Source organism: Mycobacterium sp. (assembly GCF_032162605.1).
GTDB lineage: Bacteria > Actinomycetota > Actinomycetes > Mycobacteriales > Mycobacteriaceae > Mycobacterium.
Genome location: NZ_JAVROT010000045.1, coordinates 1 through 16,419, shown reverse-complemented (window position 1 = coordinate 16,419; position 16,419 = coordinate 1). Strand labels below are relative to the sequence as shown.

Below are 16,419 nucleotides of genomic sequence, written 5' to 3'. Positions count from 1 at the left end.
TGCGCCAGCGCTGCGAGCCAGTGAGGAAGGCTGTCGTTACGTGCGTCAACCTCGTGTCGGCACCGCGCGCGCAGCATGTCATCGTCCACCACCAGTTCGCTGAGCGCCGCCAGCAGCGCAGTGGTCTCCGGTACCTGCACGTCGATGAACGCGGCGACGAGTTCGTCGAGGCTGGGAGGATCCTCCGCATCGGGTTGCCGAAGCATTACCGGATGCGGAGAGGTGGCCAGGATCAGCATGCTCACCAGACCCAGCAGATCCATCGGCTGGCCGCCGTCCAGCGCCTCGCGCACTTCGTCGATCAGCGGTGTTTCATCAGGAGTCTCCCGTTCAGCAGCGCTCGCGCGACGCGCCTTGCTGCGCCTAGCGTCGCGTCTCGCCCGTTTGGCTGCGCTCCGCTTACGTCCATCAGCCATGGCCCGGACGATACCTGGACGCCAGGACACACGTTTGACGCGAAGAGTTCGTGGTGATGACCGGACAGAGGGGCAGTCGTGGACCCTATTCCGAGATCAGGTGGCGGAGTACAGATGGCATTACTCCACCGTGGCGCGTGGCGGATGGACTCGGCTTCACGTGGAGTGTCCAGTCGCGGTCGCGCGGCAAAAGTGTTGCGACCATTACTGACAGTGACCTCTGCGGGTATCTGGCCGGTGTTGAGCGCTTCGAGTCCACTGATGCCGAGGTGTTCCGCTCCGGTGGGCGCGACGTCGTCGGGCCCGGCGTCGATCAGCTCGATGGGAATCACCCCCATCGCGATGAGGTTGGAGCGGGGGGTGCGCTCAAAGGATCGCGCGATGACGGCTCGAACGCCCAGAAGGGCAGGGCCTTTCGCTGCCGCTAATCAATCACCCTCGACCGTGCGGCCCGTCTTGATCAAACTGATCGCAACGGTGACCGACAGCGTAGCCACGATGAATACGAGTGACGTGACCGTACCGACTTCGGGAAGATGGAACCGGCCCAATGAGTCGAGGCGCGAGCCGTGCAGTGCCTCAACGATGAGCTTGACGCCTATGAAGCCGAGGATGACGGCGAGGCCTTTGTTGAGGTAAATGACCTTTTCAAGTAGCCCACTGATCAGAAAGTAGAGCTGACGCAGGCCCATCAGGGCCAGCGCATTGGCCGTGAAGACGATATAGGCATCATTGGTCAGCCCGAAGATCGCCGGGATGGAGTCCAGCGCGAACACCACGTTGGCAAGGCCGATGGCGGCGATCACCATGACCAACGGCGTCAACATCCGGCGGCCGTTCACACGGGTGAGCAAGCGGCGCCCGTCATAGTCCTCGCCGATGGGCAGGACGCGGTGCAGGACGCGCAGCAGACGGTTGTTGTGGAAGTCGGGCTCGGAGTCAGAGTCCTCCAACGCGAGGGTGATGGCGGTGTAGACGAGCAGCGCGCCAAGGATGTAGAAGACCCAGCTCGCGGCGGCGATCGCCGCGGCGCCTGCGAAAATGAACACCGCACGCAGCGCCAAGGACAAAATGATGCCGATGTAGAGGACTTTGTCCTGGGCCAGCGCCGGCACCGAGAATCGCGCCATGATGATCATGAAGACGAACAGGTTGTCGACGCTGAGGCTGTACTCCGTGATATATCCCGCGACGAACTGCGGGCCAGCGGATCCGGGCAAGAAGACGAACAGCCCTACCGCGAAGGCAACGGCAAGTGCGACATAGACGAGAACCCACCGCACAGCGTCCTTGGTGGTGACCTCCCGCTGGCGGCGGCCGATGACGGTCAGGTCAACGACCATGATCCCGACGAGCACGACAACCGTGATCACCCAGGCGAGCGGCGAGACTACAGAAACCACAACGACCTCCGGACGGCAGCAAGACGCTGTCCGGAGGTCTCTTCCGCCTACGAGCTAGCTGTAGACCGGCACCGCCGGGACGACCATGGGGCCTTCCGTGATGACGACGATGCCGCGTGAGGAATACTCCCCTCCACGAACCAGAGAACTATAGCGCGGATCACCCGCCGGCGCCTCGCGTGTGCCGTAGCGCAAGGATCCGGCATGTGGCTGCGGGCGTGCTGCAAGGTGCGCGCGGGCGGCGGGGAGACCGTTGGAAATATGAACCAGGGCATGCCAGTTCGTTGATCACGGTCACGCCTAGCAGCGCAGAACGAAAACAGAAGCCCGACCGCGCCACCGGATCCTCAGCGCTGGCACTGCCCATCTGGTACTCGTGCGTGACGGCGGCCAGTCGGTCGGCGATCGGCACGGGACTGGTGGCGGGGACCCGCATCGGCGAGGTGTTGCGGCACTACTCCACGCGGCGGCGACGAGTCGAGGCATCGGATCCCTTTGGTCACCGAAAGTACGGTTGTTGACGCCGCTACTCGGGGCGGTTTCAGGGGTCCATGCAACGGCGGGTGGTTTTTCCGTGTTGGACAGTAGTTCGTCGAGGGCTTCGGCGGGTGTCTTCCATCCCAGTGTTTCGCGGGGGCCGGTTGTTGAGTTTGGTCGCGACGTAGTCGAGGTAGTTGGCGGGGGACACTGATAGGTCGGTGCCTTGGCAAACCATTGGCGTAGCAGGCCGTTGGCGTTTTCGTTGGTTCCGCGTTGCCCGGACCCGTTCCCACGCAACGGTGAGAACGCCCGACGGCCGTCGAAGGTCAGCGGCACGGTGGATTCGGAGACGACCGCTGGCCCCAACGCGCGGACGGGCGACGATCGCCTGGGCGAACGTCACGGGAATCGGTTCGACGGCAGGGCCAATCACTTCGCTTTCCCGTTGGCGCTACAGCGCCGCCAAGCTTTTCTTGTGCTCAGCGCAACCCGCAGTTGTCGTCCCAAGCGTGTCATCGCGACGGCGTCGGTAATATGCTCTGCTCGAAGCTGAACACATTGTCGGGGTCGTACTTCACCTTGACCGTGCGCAGTCGGTCGACGTTTGAACCCCAGTAAGCGGTCTCCCAATCGGGCATCCCGGCATTGGGCACGTTGACGTACGCGCCATTGACATACGGCGCCAACGCTTCGCTAAATTCCCCGATCCAGGCGAGACACTGCGGCGTCAGCGGATCGACTTCGCCGGTTCTCTCAGCCGGCGTCTCGCCGCGACGAGGGCCCCAGCCGGCACCCGGCTCGGCGTAGAAGAGCGCGTTGCGGTGGATGAACACAGATCCGCCTGCGGGCTCACTGCCCGGGACGTTTCCGCCGAAGGCGTTGGTGAAGTAGTTGCATTCTGCGGTGGGAGCTTTCGCCATGAACGAGCCGACCAGCTCGATCGCCTCGGCGGGGAACGGCTCATAGATGAACTGCGAGTTGAACTTCCAGTTCTCCGGCTCGTCTGGTGTCGGGATTTGGAAGCTCAGGTAGATGTCGGCCCAATTCGCGTCTGTCATCGAGACCTCGGGAATGCCGACCGACAGGATCGGCGCCAGCAGCTGCGCCGCCTCCGCCTCAGACCCGGATGGGAATGCACCGATCAGCTGGATCTCGTTGACGTGGATCTCGAGCTGGCTGGTCAGCCGATTGTCTGTGTGAGGGGCCGAGCGCTGCCAGGCCTCGAAGACCCCCGGCAGGTCGCTCAGGCCTGGCCAGGTCGCGGTGATGTAGATGGTCCGCGCCAGTGGATGAACCCGGTAGGTCAGCGAGGTGACAATCCCGAAATTGCCGTTGCCTGCCCCCCTTAGCGCCCACAGCAGATCGGAGTTGTTGTCCTCGTCGGCGACAATAGCCTCGGCCCCGTCGACACCTGACGGCACGACGACCTCTGCTGCCAGCAGGTTGTCCGACGCCATCCCGAAGGATCGGGTCAACAACCCGAAGCCACCGCCCAGGGTCGCACCGACCAGGCCGACGCTCCCTTCGGTGCCGGTCGGCGCCATTACACCGGCCTCACCGAGCGCGGTCACCGCTTCTAGTTGGTTGAGCCCTGCCCCGACCGTCGCCCTGCCCGCTGCGGTGTCGATGGTGGCCGACTTCAATTGGCTGACATCTATCACGATGCCGTCATCGACAGTGGACCAGCCCTCCAGGCAGTGCCCGCCGCTGCGCACCCGAACCCGGACCTCGTTCTGCCGTGCCCACGCCAGCGCGTTGACCACATCCTGGGTCTCTTGGGCGAACACGATTACCGCCGGGTCGTGGGTGAACAGCAGATTCCAACTGACGCGGGCCACCGGGTAATCGGCGTGACCCGGACGAACGACGCGGCCAGTCAGCTTGGCGGGTCCTACCGTCGTGGACGTCACGCCGTCATCTCAGGTGAAGCTGCGATGGCGTCGTCACCAGGTGCGATGTCGAGGACCTCTCGGCGGAAGAGCATCATGTAGGCGAAGTACATGCCGCCGGCGAGGATCAGGCCGATCACGATGAGGACCGGAACCGACGCATCGCCCGGGGTCACGAGCACGAACAGGACGAACGCCTCCCAGATCAGTGCGGCGATCGCGACCGGCAGCTCGAAGCGCCCCAGGCTGAACCCGCCCTCCTTGCGCTCCAGTCGTTTCCGCACCGCCAGGTAGAGGATGACGATCGCGCCGTAGATGAGCGCGGGCAGGATCGTCGACCCGATGATCAGCTGCAGCAGAGCTTCACCGGGGAGCGCGACCATCAGGACGACCCCTACCAGCAGGATCAAGATGGTCGCGGCAACCGGCGTCTGGGTCTTGGGGTTGACCTTCCGCATCAGCACGTGTGCCGGGAAGCGCTCATCGCGCGCCATGGCGAACACCTGCCGCGAGCACGCGGCCATGACCACCATCCCGGCGCCGAACATTGCAAAAGCCAAACCCGCCAACAGAATTCGCTCCGTGACCGGCCCGAGCTGACTGCGGATGATCGCGGCGACCGGAGACCCGCTCGCGCTCACCGCGGGGACGTCCTTGATCGCGACGGTGAGCGCGATCAGGAACAACAGCCCCAGCACGCCTGCCGCGACGACCGAGGCCACGATGGCGCGCGGGACACTGCGGAAGGGATCCTTGGCCTCCTCGGCGAGATTTGCGGCGGAGTCGAAGCCGACCAACGTGGTCAGGCCCATGATCATCCCTGCCATCAACCCGCCGCCGATAGCGAAGTAGTTGGGGTCAGTCGCGGTGACACCGCGCGAGGTGAGATTGCCGAGGGTGCCGCTTCCGCTGAACACCACGACGACGGCCAACGCGATCACCAACACCACGATGATCGCCAGCTCAATTCCCACTGCGCTCGACGTGATCATGCCCAGCAGGCGCGTCGAAGCGATCACCAGCAGCGCCTGCGCAACCAGGATTGCCACCGTGATTAGCCGCGCAGTGCTCTCACTTTCCTGCATCCCTACCAGGGGCATGAACGCCTGGCTCGCCAACGCGTTGTCCAATGCGACCACGGCGATCGCCAGGTACCAGAACGTCAGCCATCCGAACAACCAGCCGATCTTCGGGTTGGCCAACCGCGAAGCCCACTGGTAAGAGGACCCGCTCAGGGCGATGCGCGCCGCGAACTGGGCGACCACGAGGGCCACCAGCGTCTGTCCGACAGCCGACAGAACCCACAGCCAGATTCCCACCGGCCCCGCGGTTCCCAGAAGATTGTCGTAGGTCGCGAAGATGCCGACCGCCACCGAGATGAAGGCGAACGAGATCGCAAACACCTGAAAGGAACCGAGAGTTCGCTTCAGCTCCGATTCGTAGCCACAGTCTCGACACTCTTCGTCCGCTACATCGGGATCCGCCACATTTTCCGCGGTCATAGCCTGACTCCTCTCCTCGGCGAGCTGGTGCGGGCATTCATCGTTCGAGCTGTAGCATCGTCGCCGCACCCATCAATGGGGCGACTACCGCAATCCGCGGTCCGTCGACGCCCAGAAAGTGCATCCACCCATGCACTGCGCGCCTGTCGGCGACCGAAATCATTACCGCCCCCCTGGATTTGCGCTGGCGCTCTGGACCAATTCGGAAGCGCGTTGGGCCTTCACTCGTCGGTGTATGCGCTTGCGTGGTCTATGGTTCGGAGCCACTCGGGAGCTCCCTGTTCGGTATTGAGTCCCTTCTCGATGATGGCGAGGTTGTGGTGCACGTGTACGCCGGTGACCGTCAACTCGGTCGTCGACGGTTCGTCGCTGCCGTTGCGCATCTGCTCCGAATGGTGCAGGCCGTCCAACAAGTTCTTGATCAGCTCCATGGACCGGTACTGGGCCGACGGATCGGCATCGCCGCCCCAGCCTGGCCAGTACGACGACGCGAGGTCCTCGATGACATACAGGCCACCGGGCTTCACGTGTGGAAACAGGGCATTGAAAGAGGCAATGATGTGGTGGCTGATGTGACTGCCATCGTCGATGACGATGTCGAAGGGCCCCAGTTCGCGAGCCATCGAGTCGAGGAATCGCTCATCACCCTGGTCGCCCTGCAGAACATTCACCCGGCTCTCCGCAACGCCGGGCTTCGGAAAGATGTCCATTCCGTAGATGAGGCCCCGCCGGAAATAGTGCTTCCACATGCGCAGCGACTCGCCGCCGGCGTCAGGGAGGTCGTAGCCCCCTATCCCGATCTCGAGAACCTTCACCGCTTGCTCCCGGTACGGCTCGAAGTACTTCTGATAATGCGGCGTGTACCAGCGCCCGCCCCACTTGTCTGAGCCGAATCGGACGGCGAGGTCGGTTATGTCGTTTGGGCGTTGCGACATTGCGGCGACGATCTGCCGCACGCCGGTAGCAATGGGAGCGGAATATTCCGAGTCAGAAAGTTCCTTTGCGAAGAGCTCGCGGGTAGCACCATACGGTCCTACGGGACCAAAGAGCTCGCGCAGCAAGTCCACCAGATCCTGCCGTACAGTCGCGGCAGCCTCACCGTGCCAACCCTTCTCGACGCGGGGATCACCGTCGCCGAGCGTGATGAGATAGCCCAGCCGCTCGCCGCCGAAGCCGAGATCGCACTGGACGACCAACTTATCCGCCGGGCCGTACAGCAGGGCGCCCCTGGAGGCCACCTCGGCCAGCATCACCTCGGCGACGGCATCCGGGCCGAGGCTGTTCGCACGGGCCAAGATCTCTGCGTCGGACAGGCTCGCCGCCAGAAGGACACTTTCGATCAGCGGTGTGTCAGTTGACATCGGTGTGAACTACCCCCACGTAGAGCCGTTGAAGTCCAGGCTCGCGCAGGTTACCCCTCACCGGTGCACCGTGGTTGCGGATACGTCAATTATGTAGTCGGCGGCTGCATCTTCCCTTCGGTGGCCCCACGAATTGGCCATCCGGCAGACCTCACGTTGAAGAACATGTTCACCGCCCACAACAGCGAAGCGCGAGCAGCCAAGATCAAAGGTCCACGATGAGCCGAAAGCCTTGACTACGAACGCAAATAGTCCGCGGAGGCAGCACAGCAGAGCGCCAGCTCATATGTCTGTCGCCGCTACTTGGACCAGAGCGCCACTAGTCGCCGAGGCGGCCGTTGCCGTTTCTTGCGTAACCATTCGCGCGTCTGCGCGGGCTAGTACGCTTTCGCGCGTGACCCACGTGGCGGTAACGCTAGCTGAGCAGCCAGATCTGCGGGAACAAGCGATTCCGGATGCGGACATTTGGCCGGAGTTCAACCTTCAAGGCGAGACGTATCTCCGGTTGTGGCCGCGGTTGACCGAGGATCTGCCGGAGTTCCAATTCGCGATGTGTGATGAGCAGACCGGCAAGGTGGTTGCCGAGGCGCACACGGTGCCGTGCTGGTGGGACGGCACGATGGCCGGGCTGTCCGACGGGATCGACGAGACGATCGCCGATGCGTTCCACCGGCTCGAAACTGGCCAACCGTTCAACACGTTGTGCGCCATCGCGGCCGAGATTCCAACGGGCGGCCGCGGAACTGGCCTAGCGGCCGAGATCCTCAGGGCCATGGGGACGATTGCGACTCGACACGGCTTCGAGCACCTGGTCGCGCCGGTTCGTCCGACGTGGAAGGACCGCTACCCGATCACACCGATAGAGCGATACATGACCTGGCGCCGCGACGACGGGTCACTGTTCGACCCGTGGCTGCGTCTACACGAACGCATCGGGGCGCGCATGGGGCCTCCACTGCTGGGGTCATACCGCATCGACGGGACGGTCGGCGAATGGGAATCCTGGCTCGGGATGGCGTTCCCCGACTCAGGTGACTACGTGTTCCCGGGAGGGCTTGCGCCGCTTGCAATCGACCGCGAGGCAGACCAAGGCACCTACCTGGAGCCGAACGTCTGGATGGTCCACAACTTGGCGTCCCTGGAGAACTACGAGACACCGACACCCCTCTGAGGCATAACCTCAAAGGGATATCCGGACGGCAGCGCGCGCCGCCAGTCGGCCGTTGCACAATCGCAGGAACCACTGACTCTGTAGCAGACACTCCCTAACCACCCACGGACCTGCAACGTGAGTGCGGGCATCGAGGTGACCACGCCGAGAAGTGCAGTGGTGACGGCGATTGCGGCGAAGATCCCGACCGTGCGGGCTCGCACACCGAGGTGGCGGACCAGGGCGCGGTGGCCCAGCCGGCCCAGCACCTGGCCGACACCTCCCAGACCCAATGCCAGGGCGGCGACCTGTGCGCTGATGCCACGTTCGGCCATCAAGGGGATCAGGTTGACGATGATCGCGTAGGACGCACCCGTCGCCAAGGCGAACGCGATCGTCAACGCGACGAAACCACGGCTTCGGGCGATGTGGTTCGGCGGCCCGGCGGCGTGCCGCTGCGGCGCCGGTGGCCAGGGTTGGCGCAGCCCGATCAGATGGGCGGGAATGGTGATCACGGCCAAGACGCCGGCGAGCGTCGGATCGCTGACCATCCTCACCCTCGTCGCCGGACTGGCCAGCACGGTGCTCCACGCGACGTCGACAGCCTCCGGCGACGGTGTGAGGCGAGCATGCGGTTGGTTACCAAACGGGCCGTGTCAGTTCGTTGCGTTCGGAACCCTTGTTGTGGCGAAAGAATCTCTACCACATCGCAATTGAACTCCTTGAGGCGCACCGGTGCCCCCATCGGTTGCCGGCGGGAAACAGCGAGGAGAGAAACACCGACGTCGATCGGGTGGGCTCACCCGGGCAGAATGATGAGCTTGCCCCGCTTCGCGCTGCCGTTTCGTTCCAGTTCCGTGAGCGCTGGGATTGCTCCCGATAATGGCAACGCTCGGGCGATCGGTAACCGGAGTTGACCGTCGCCGGCGGCTCGCGCGACCCCTTCGATGTCTGCGGTCACTGGTTGAGCGATCACGACGTGGAACGAGCCAGGTATGGCGCTTCTCGCCATGTTCGCTGGGCTGGGCTTGATGCTGATGATGCGACCGTTGGGCGTCAACATCTTCCGGGCTCGTTGACCGGCAGCGTGCCGGCGGTGTCCAGGACGATGTCGAATCGTTGTGTGAGCGCGGCGGGGTCGAAGTCGAAGTGGACGATGGGATCGATACTGAGGTCGCGTGCCTCGTCCGTCGAGCCAGTGCGGCAGCTGCCTGCCACCGTCGCCCCGTATGCGGACGCGAGTTGGACAGCCGAGCGCCCAACTGCCCCAAGGCACCCGTGCACGAACACCGCCTCGCCAGGCCGCAGCTTCCCTGCTCGGCAACGACCACGTCGGCGAACGCACCCGACCACTTGATCGAGGCGCCGCCGAGCACTTCGTCACCCACGCGCAGCCGAGTGACGTCATCGCCGAAGGCCTCGACGATGCCGGCGAAGTCATAGCCCATCCCCCTCGGGAAGCTCCGGCCGGTCATCATCTTCATCGCGCCGTTCCGGATCCCGAAGTCCATCGGGTTGGCGGCAGCCGCCCGCACCCGAACGAGAACATCCTCGGCGCCGAGTTCCCTGGGCTCGAAGTCTTCGAGCCGCATGACCTCCGGTCCGCCATAGCGGTGGTACTGAATTCGCTTCATCGTGGGCATGTGCGTTCTCCGATCAGTGATGTCGTGTTTCAGCGGTGCAGGGGCAGTGCCAGAACAGATTCGAGGAATTCCAGCGTTCTGCGGTGCAACGGCGGTGCATTGAAGTGGGGCGAGCCGTGGTCGCCGCCGGCGATCTCCACCAGGTCTGCCCGGACCCCCTCCGCTGTGAGTGCGCGATGGAGCCGCCGAGCCTGTTCTACGCCGACGCGGCGGTCGTGGTCGCCGTGAGCCATCAGGAAGGGCGGCGCGCCGGGGTGTGCGAGACTGCACAGGTTTCCCCGATCGACCGCGTCTGGCCGGCTGGAGGGCGCGAATCCGAAGAAACGAGCCAGGGTGCTGTCGGGACCCTCCATCACTTCGATGACGTCATCGGGTGCATCCTCATCGTATTTGAGAAGATCGGTGGGTCCGTAGTGCTCCACGACGGCGGCCAGTCCGCAGGACACTTCCGAATGTGGTCCGATCCTGCCCACCAGATCGCTGCCGTCGCCGGCGAGTGCAACGGCACTGACCAGGTAGGCGCCTGCGCTGGAACCGAAGCCCACGATGCGGTCGGCATCAAATCCGTAGTCGTCGGCATTGGCCCGCACCCAGCGCACGGCGGCGGCGACATCGTGGATGGCAGCGGGGAAGACGGACTCGCCACTGAGCCGGTACTGGACCGAGGCGACCGCAAGCCGTGCATCAAGCAGAAATCTCCATGGCCCCATCTGCTTGATGCCTGCGAAGAATCCTCCCGGGTGTGCGTACAGCACCACGGGAATGGGTGTTGCTGCCGGACGGTCCGGGATGTGCAGATCCAACGTGAGTGGCCGGAATCCGAGGAGGGTGGCATACGAGAGCGATCCAGCTGGCTCGCCACGCCAGGAAAGACCTCGACCGACGCCAGGCTGGCGAATTCGGGCCGGATCATGATCTCGATCATCTCGTCCGGGATGTCGACTGGTCCACCGGAGGCTTCATCGGTGTCGCAATGATCACCCACACGTGCAGACAGGAATCGGAATGAAGAACCTTCGCCCTGCGTACGGTCGGTACGCGGTGGTTACCGGGGCGTCCTCGGGCATTGGAGAGCAGTTCGCACGTCACCTCAGCGCCGTGGGCGTGAACGTGGTGTTGGTGGCGCGCCGCAAAGACCGTCTGGCAGCGGTACCGCTATAGATGGCTCACCGATTCGGTCGTGACTTCGCACGGCGACGCCGCGGAGCCATCATCCTGGTGGCGTCCAGCCTCGAAGCTAGCGCCGCGCCCTACAAAGCCAACTATGCCGCGGTGAAGTCTTATGTCTCGTCGTTGGGCCAGGCATTGCACTATGAACCGAAGAAACGCGATGTCGACGTCCTCGTCGTGTCACCCGGGATGACGAACACCGAGGCCATCGAACACGCCGACGGTATCGATTTCCACAAGGTCGGAGTGCGCTGTCGGGACCCTCCATCACTTCGATGACGTCATCGGGTGGGACAACTGGGCGCGGCAATCGAGGCGCTGCGCTGACGCCGTCTTCAGCACCACCGCCGGCCGCCGGATCCGGGGGCGACCCCACGAATCGGTATCGACATTCGCGAACCAGGGTGGGTAACGGTCAGGAGCTGACCGATGCTCATTGGCCTTGGGGCCGATCATTCGATTGGTGTCTCCTGTTGCGCACCGCAAGGCGCCACGATCGAACTGGTCAAGGCCACAACAACTTTCTTCGCGCGGGAGCGCGACCCGCTACACCGCTGTTTGCGACTGAGTCGAGTGCGGCAAGGACGAATGGGTGGTCTTCTCCAACTGGACTTCACGGGCCAGATCGACATCCGCACCATCGCGCCGAGCGCGATGGACGGTGCACCCTTGCCACGTGAGGGACTAGCAGATCGTGCGCAACGGCGATCCATTCCGTCTCCGACTCTGATGGATGTCCATATGCGGTGTGCTGGGCTGCCGAATCTGCCCATCTAGATTCTCACCAACTGCGGCCGACTGCTCGGAGCGCGGCGCGTTGACGGCGAATGCGCCGACGACAACACTCTGTTCAGGACTCTCGGTTGCCCTAATGAGTCGCGATCGGAGCCGAAGATCATGGGACACCTCAAAGAAGGGAACATCCGATGAGACGGAATTCTCAACTCGAAGGAAAGTCCGTTGCCACCACTTCGGTTTTCTGCGGTCACGCGGAGAAATGAGCGACATGACCACATCAGCGACAACACCCGCCGGCTCATCGCCGACGAACTCACCGGCCGACGTGCTGGTGATCTTCGGCATCACCGGGGATTTGGCCAAGAAGATGACCTTCCGGTCCCTGTACCGGCTGGAACGTCGACGGCTGCTGGATTGCCCGATCATCGGGGTAGCTCGCCGCGAATGGTCAGATGAGGAACTGCGCGCTCACGCGCGCACCGCGATCGCCGACAGCGGCGACACCATCGACGACAGGGTCTTCGACCGCTTCGCCGAACGACTGTCGATGGTGTCGGGCAATTACGACGACGCGGAAACCTATGAACGCCTTGGCAAAACGATCGAAGGCAAGCACACCCCGGTGTTCTACCTCGAGATCCCGCCGTCGCTGTTCGGCCCGGTGGTCGACCGCCTGGCCGGCGCCAGCCTGACCGACAGTGCCCGGGTGGTGATCGAGAAACCCTTCGGCCATGACTTGGCCTCGGCCGTCGCGCTGAACGAGGAACTGCGAAGGCATCTGGCCGAGTGGCAGATCTTCCGCATCGACCACTTCCTGGGCAAAGAACCCGCCATGGACATCATGTTCCTGCGGTTCGCAAACACGATCTTTGAGCCACTGTGGAACCGCGACCGGATTCGCAGCGTCCAGATCACCATGGCCGAGAACTTCGGAGTCGAGGACCGCGGTAGCTTCTACGACGAGGTCGGGGCGCTGCGCGACGTCGTGCAAAACCATCTGCTACAGCTCATCGGGCTCATCGCCGCCGAACCGCCCAGCACGGCCGACGCCGACGGGTTACGCGACAAACGCATCGAGGTATTCCGGGCCATCCCGTCGATCCAGTCGGCGCACTACGTCCGCGGCCAGTACGACGGATACCAATCCATCCCAGGAGTCCAACCCCATTCGCAGACCGAGACGTTCGCCGCGCTACGACTGGAAATCGACAACTGGCGCTGGGCAGGAGTGCCATTCTTCATCCGTGCCGGCAAGGCACTGCCGGTGCGGGCCACCGAGATCCGGATCATCTTCAATCGGCCGCCCCGACTACCCATCTCCACCCACGCACCCGACGCCGACGAACTCATCCTGCGCATCGACCCCAACCCAGGCACCAACTTGGTGATACAGGCGAAGACACCCGGCGCGAACCGGACCCGCGCCGTCGACCTCTCACTGACCTTCGCCGACGAACTCGGCGAAGCCCCCGAACCCTACGAGCGGCTCCTCTCCGACGCGATGAATGGTGACTCCACCCAGTTCACCCGACAGGACACCGTGGCCGAGACCTGGCGCATCGTCCAGCCCTTGCTGGACTCCCCGCCGCCGGTCGAGTCCTACCAGCCCGGCACGTGGGGGCCGCCCGGCGCAGAGAAGCTGCTGGCAGGCACCCCCGGCTGGCGCGAACCCTGGCTTCGCTAACCACAGCCGCCTTTGAGCTGGTCTTTTTTGTAGGGCGACTGGACTTGAACCCAGGACCAACGGATTTCCGATCTGCGGTTCTTGAAAATTCCGGTAGATCGGTGTTAAACCTTGCTGCACAACCTTTTGGACGTAGCACCGTTACCAATCATCCCGGGTAGTTCCTGCCGTTTCTTGAACATATCCGCCGAATAATCGTCGAGTCACGGTCTGGCGCACCTGATCGCGCTCACTGAACGCAACGGTGCTACCGGCCTCGCCACCGCAGGCTCCGACCCTGCATCGGTCCAGGAGGTGGGTAATCAGAATCCAAAGTAGACCGCGGCCATGTCATCGTCGCCGTGACCGGCCTCGCTGGCTGCGTCGAAGGCAGCGCGGACGCCGTCAACCAGCGAGGTCGACAGCCCTGATGCCACAATCGCGTCCCTGATCAGTCCCGTGTCCTTGAGGACCCCGTCGACGCTGAACTGCGGGGCGTACGACGACTCGATGATCGCCTTGCCCTTCGCCTGCAGGTACGGCGAGCCCGCCGCAGCTCCATCGAGCGCGTCGAGCATCAGCTGCTGATCCAAGCCAAGGCCCTTCGCGAGAGCGAACGACTGGCCGACGGCCGCGGCCAGGGCGCCGATCCACGCGTTGCAGACCAGTTTGAGCTTCGACCCGAGACCGAGCACAGCGCCCACCCATATCGTCTTGGCCCCCATCGCGTCGAACGCTGGCTGCACCCGCCCGCGCAGGCTGGGGTCGCCCGAGGCCAACATCACGAGCTTGCCCTGCTCCGCGGGCGCCTTGGTGCCGAGCACCGGGCAGTCCAGGAACGCCACGCCCTGCTCGGCGGCGACCGACGCAATTCGTGCGGCACCTTCGACGCCGACAGTCGCGCACTGGACGAATACCGCGCCCTCCTTCATGGCCGGCAGCACTGTCGCCATCACCTCGAGCGTCGCCGCTGCGTCGAACAGCATCGCCACCACGACATCGGCGTCGGTGACTGCCGCGATCGGATCGAGCGCCACCGCAGCACCGTCGGCGGAAAGCGGCTGCGACCGCGCAGCCGTACGGTTCCAGACCGCAACCTCGATCCCCTCGCGCAGCAGTGACCGCGCCATGCCGGCGCCCATGGCGCCCGTACCCAGAACTGTCACTCGCATGACCGCCATCATGCCGCTAACGAGCAGTGGATTCGACCCTGTGACTGGTGGGCTGTGAGACAGCCGGTGAAGATCTTGAGCGGTCCACTGTGTCGCACACGTGCAGGTCAGACGGCATTCGGCATTCGCGTTGCGGCGACCCGTTCTGCGGTGTCCCTACTGTTTCCGATCGCAGCCCTTCCCGACGACGCCATTTACAGCTGGGGGTGGCGTGTTCCCTTCCTGGTCAGCGCCGTGGTCGTCGCGGTCGCGTTCTTCGTGCGTCGCCGCCTCGCCGCCTCGCCGAGTCACCAACCTTCGCCCGGCTGCAGGAGGCCAACGAAGTGGTGAAGTTCCCGCTCACCGTGTTCGCTCGGTACTACTGGAAGTCGTTCTTCCGCATCGTCTCTGTCACTTCTACGGCATCACCTCCACCGCGGTGACCGTCTTCGGTCTGGCTTACGCCACCACGAAATGGGACATTGCCAAGTCCAGCCTGCTGTGGGCGTTGGGTGTCTTTCCCTCGATCGCGATAGTCATGATGAAGCCCGGCCCGCTGGGCTGGCTCAGCGTCGCCATCCTGCCTACGCCCGAATCAGCACCACGAGACCGACGGGAGTGAGACCGATTCCGCTGGTACGCGTCGACGTCATCGAAAACCGTTGGCCCGAAGATCGATTGACCTGGAGGTAGGCCGTTGCCGGTGGTGGATCCAGACCATCGCGAACACTCCGTGCGACGTGGACCGCGGCGTCGCTCGCGGCTCGAGGTAAGGAAGCAACGTTCTTGCGGGCCAGCGGCGTCATCCGTTTTCGTCGTGTGCTCTGTCATGCGCGGCTGTAGATGGCCGCGTCATCGATGTTCGCGCGGGAACGGTCCGGGAGGACGACGACGCAGGCCACGGTGATAACCGCGGCAAGCACGATATATGCCGAAATTGAGTACGGTGTGCCGGTCTCGTGCAGCAGCCACGTCGCCAGTAGTGGCGCCGGGCCTCCGGCGAAAACCGACGCCAGCTGGTAGCCGATACCGGCGCCGCCGTAGCGCAGGTGGGTCGGGAAGCTCTCGCCGATCAGCGCGGCCTGGGGCCCGTACTGCATGGCGTGCACCACCAAGGACAAGACGATGGCGATGAAGATCAGCGCGTAGCCGCCCTGCGACAGGACGGCAAAGTACGGAAAGGCGAGAATACCGGTCAAGACGGCTCCGGTGAGGTATACGCGTTTGCGCCCGAACCGGTCAGACAGGTGCGAGAACAGCGGGATCATCACGAGTTCCAACATTGCCCCCACCAGGACGGCGGTGAGCACAAACGTCTTGCTGTAGTGGTGCGTCGCCACGACGTAGGTCAGCACGAAGGTGGTGAACAGGTAGAACGGCATCTGCTCGCTGAACCGCGCCCCCGCCGAGAGCAGGATCTCCCGCCAGTGCTGCCGGATCGCATCCATCACCGGGGTACTCGCGGTCTTCCCTTCAGCGAGCACCCTGGCGAACATCGGCGTCTCGAGTATCTTCAGCCGGATCGCCAGGCCGACCGCGACCAAAATCAGGCTGGCAAGGAACGGCACCCGCCAACCCCAGGAGTTGAACGCCTCGGGCGACAACGTCGCCGACAGTAGCGTCATGCCACCGGTACCGAGCACCAGCCCGACCGGAACACCGATCTGCGCCGCACTGCCGAGCAGCCCACGTCTATCTTGATCACCCCACTCCATCGCAAGGAGCACCGATCCGCTCCACTCGCCGCCGATCGCAATGCCCTGCACCAACCGCAGCAGCACCAGGATCAGCGGCGCCGCGAACCCGATCGACGCGGTCCCCGGCAGCACGCCGACGAGGGCAGAAGCGATGCC

At 64.0% G+C, this 16,419-nt stretch carries 13 protein-coding genes and 5 pseudogenes; 5 read left to right on the top strand and 13 right to left on the bottom strand.

Features of this window, described 5'->3' with window-relative positions; genetic code table 11:
- From QOI01_RS02520 to QOI01_RS02490, 7 genes and pseudogenes are all read right to left on the bottom strand, one after another.
- A pseudogene (locus tag QOI01_RS02520) lies at nt 1–416 on the bottom strand (hypothetical protein); the annotation flags it as partial.
- Nucleotides 302–826 (bottom strand): annotated as a pseudogene (locus QOI01_RS02515) (hypothetical protein); the annotation flags it as partial. The pseudogenes QOI01_RS02515 and QOI01_RS02520, both read right to left, overlap by 115 nt.
- Before the next feature lie 18 nt (nt 827–844).
- Nucleotides 845–1,819: a TerC/Alx family metal homeostasis membrane protein gene (locus tag QOI01_RS02510; RefSeq protein ID WP_526378285.1), complete on the bottom strand. Its 975-nt coding sequence runs from the start codon at nt 1,817–1,819 to the stop codon at nt 845–847.
- A gap of 582 nt (nt 1,820–2,401) precedes the next feature.
- Nucleotides 2,402–2,575, bottom strand: a pseudogene (locus QOI01_RS02505) (transposase); the annotation flags it as partial.
- A 236-nt stretch (nt 2,576–2,811) separates the two neighbouring features.
- Complete coding sequence (locus tag QOI01_RS02500; protein WP_526378283.1) at nt 2,812–4,209, bottom strand: FAD-binding oxidoreductase; 1,398 nt, start codon at nt 4,207–4,209, stop codon at nt 2,812–2,814.
- Complete coding sequence (locus tag QOI01_RS02495) at nt 4,206–5,690, bottom strand: amino acid permease (RefSeq protein ID WP_526378281.1); 1,485 nt, start codon at nt 5,688–5,690, stop codon at nt 4,206–4,208. The genes QOI01_RS02500 and QOI01_RS02495 overlap by 4 nt, the downstream gene beginning before the upstream one ends.
- 221 nt (nt 5,691–5,911) lie before the next feature.
- Nucleotides 5,912–7,051, bottom strand: coding sequence for a class I SAM-dependent methyltransferase (locus QOI01_RS02490; protein ID WP_526378279.1), 1,140 nt, complete (start codon nt 7,049–7,051; stop codon nt 5,912–5,914).
- Nucleotides 7,052–7,445: 394 nt separating this feature from the next.
- On the opposite strand from QOI01_RS02490, the gene QOI01_RS02485 reads away from it, so the two are divergent.
- Nucleotides 7,446–8,222, top strand: coding sequence for a hypothetical protein (locus tag QOI01_RS02485; protein WP_526378277.1), 777 nt, complete (start codon nt 7,446–7,448; stop codon nt 8,220–8,222).
- On the opposite strand, the gene QOI01_RS02480 is transcribed toward QOI01_RS02485, so the two are convergent.
- From QOI01_RS02480 to QOI01_RS02465, 4 genes and pseudogenes are all read right to left on the bottom strand, one after another.
- On the bottom strand, nt 8,198–8,752 hold the full coding sequence (locus QOI01_RS02480; protein WP_526378275.1) for a hypothetical protein: 555 nt from the start codon (nt 8,750–8,752) through the stop codon (nt 8,198–8,200). The genes QOI01_RS02485 and QOI01_RS02480 overlap by 25 nt on opposite strands.
- A gap of 505 nt (nt 8,753–9,257) precedes the next feature.
- Entirely contained in the window at nt 9,258–9,419 is a 162-nt protein-coding gene (locus QOI01_RS02475; RefSeq protein ID WP_526378287.1) for a hypothetical protein, read from the bottom strand.
- 161 nt (nt 9,420–9,580) lie between these two features.
- Nucleotides 9,581–9,712 (bottom strand): annotated as a pseudogene (locus tag QOI01_RS02470) (alcohol dehydrogenase catalytic domain-containing protein); the annotation flags it as partial.
- A gap of 161 nt (nt 9,713–9,873) precedes the next feature.
- Nucleotides 9,874–10,647 (bottom strand): alpha/beta hydrolase, encoded by a 774-nt coding sequence (locus QOI01_RS02465; RefSeq protein WP_526378273.1) that lies wholly within the window; start codon nt 10,645–10,647, stop codon nt 9,874–9,876.
- A 202-nt stretch (nt 10,648–10,849) separates the two neighbouring features.
- Here QOI01_RS02465 and QOI01_RS02460 point away from each other — a divergent pair.
- From QOI01_RS02460 to zwf, 3 genes and pseudogenes are all read left to right on the top strand, one after another.
- Nucleotides 10,850–10,996: pseudogene (locus QOI01_RS02460) on the top strand (SDR family NAD(P)-dependent oxidoreductase); the annotation flags it as partial.
- A 9-nt stretch (nt 10,997–11,005) separates the two neighbouring features.
- Nucleotides 11,006–11,293: an SDR family NAD(P)-dependent oxidoreductase gene (locus QOI01_RS02455; protein WP_526378271.1), complete on the top strand. Its 288-nt coding sequence runs from the start codon at nt 11,006–11,008 to the stop codon at nt 11,291–11,293.
- Between the two features lie 727 nt (nt 11,294–12,020).
- Nucleotides 12,021–13,436: a glucose-6-phosphate dehydrogenase gene (gene zwf, locus QOI01_RS02450; protein ID WP_526378269.1), complete on the top strand. Its 1,416-nt coding sequence runs from the start codon at nt 12,021–12,023 to the stop codon at nt 13,434–13,436.
- A gap of 302 nt (nt 13,437–13,738) precedes the next feature.
- On the opposite strand, the gene QOI01_RS02445 is transcribed toward zwf, so the two are convergent.
- Nucleotides 13,739–14,587, bottom strand: coding sequence for an NAD(P)-dependent oxidoreductase (locus tag QOI01_RS02445; RefSeq protein WP_526378267.1), 849 nt, complete (start codon nt 14,585–14,587; stop codon nt 13,739–13,741).
- Between the two features lie 418 nt (nt 14,588–15,005).
- Between QOI01_RS02445 and QOI01_RS02440 the strand changes: the two genes are divergently transcribed.
- Nucleotides 15,006–15,188, top strand: coding sequence for a hypothetical protein (locus tag QOI01_RS02440; protein WP_526378265.1), 183 nt, complete (start codon nt 15,006–15,008; stop codon nt 15,186–15,188).
- A 205-nt stretch (nt 15,189–15,393) separates the two neighbouring features.
- Here QOI01_RS02440 and QOI01_RS02435 read toward each other — a convergent pair.
- Nucleotides 15,394–16,419: MFS transporter (locus QOI01_RS02435; RefSeq protein ID WP_526378263.1), on the bottom strand; the 1,026-nt coding region annotated here is incomplete at its 5' end.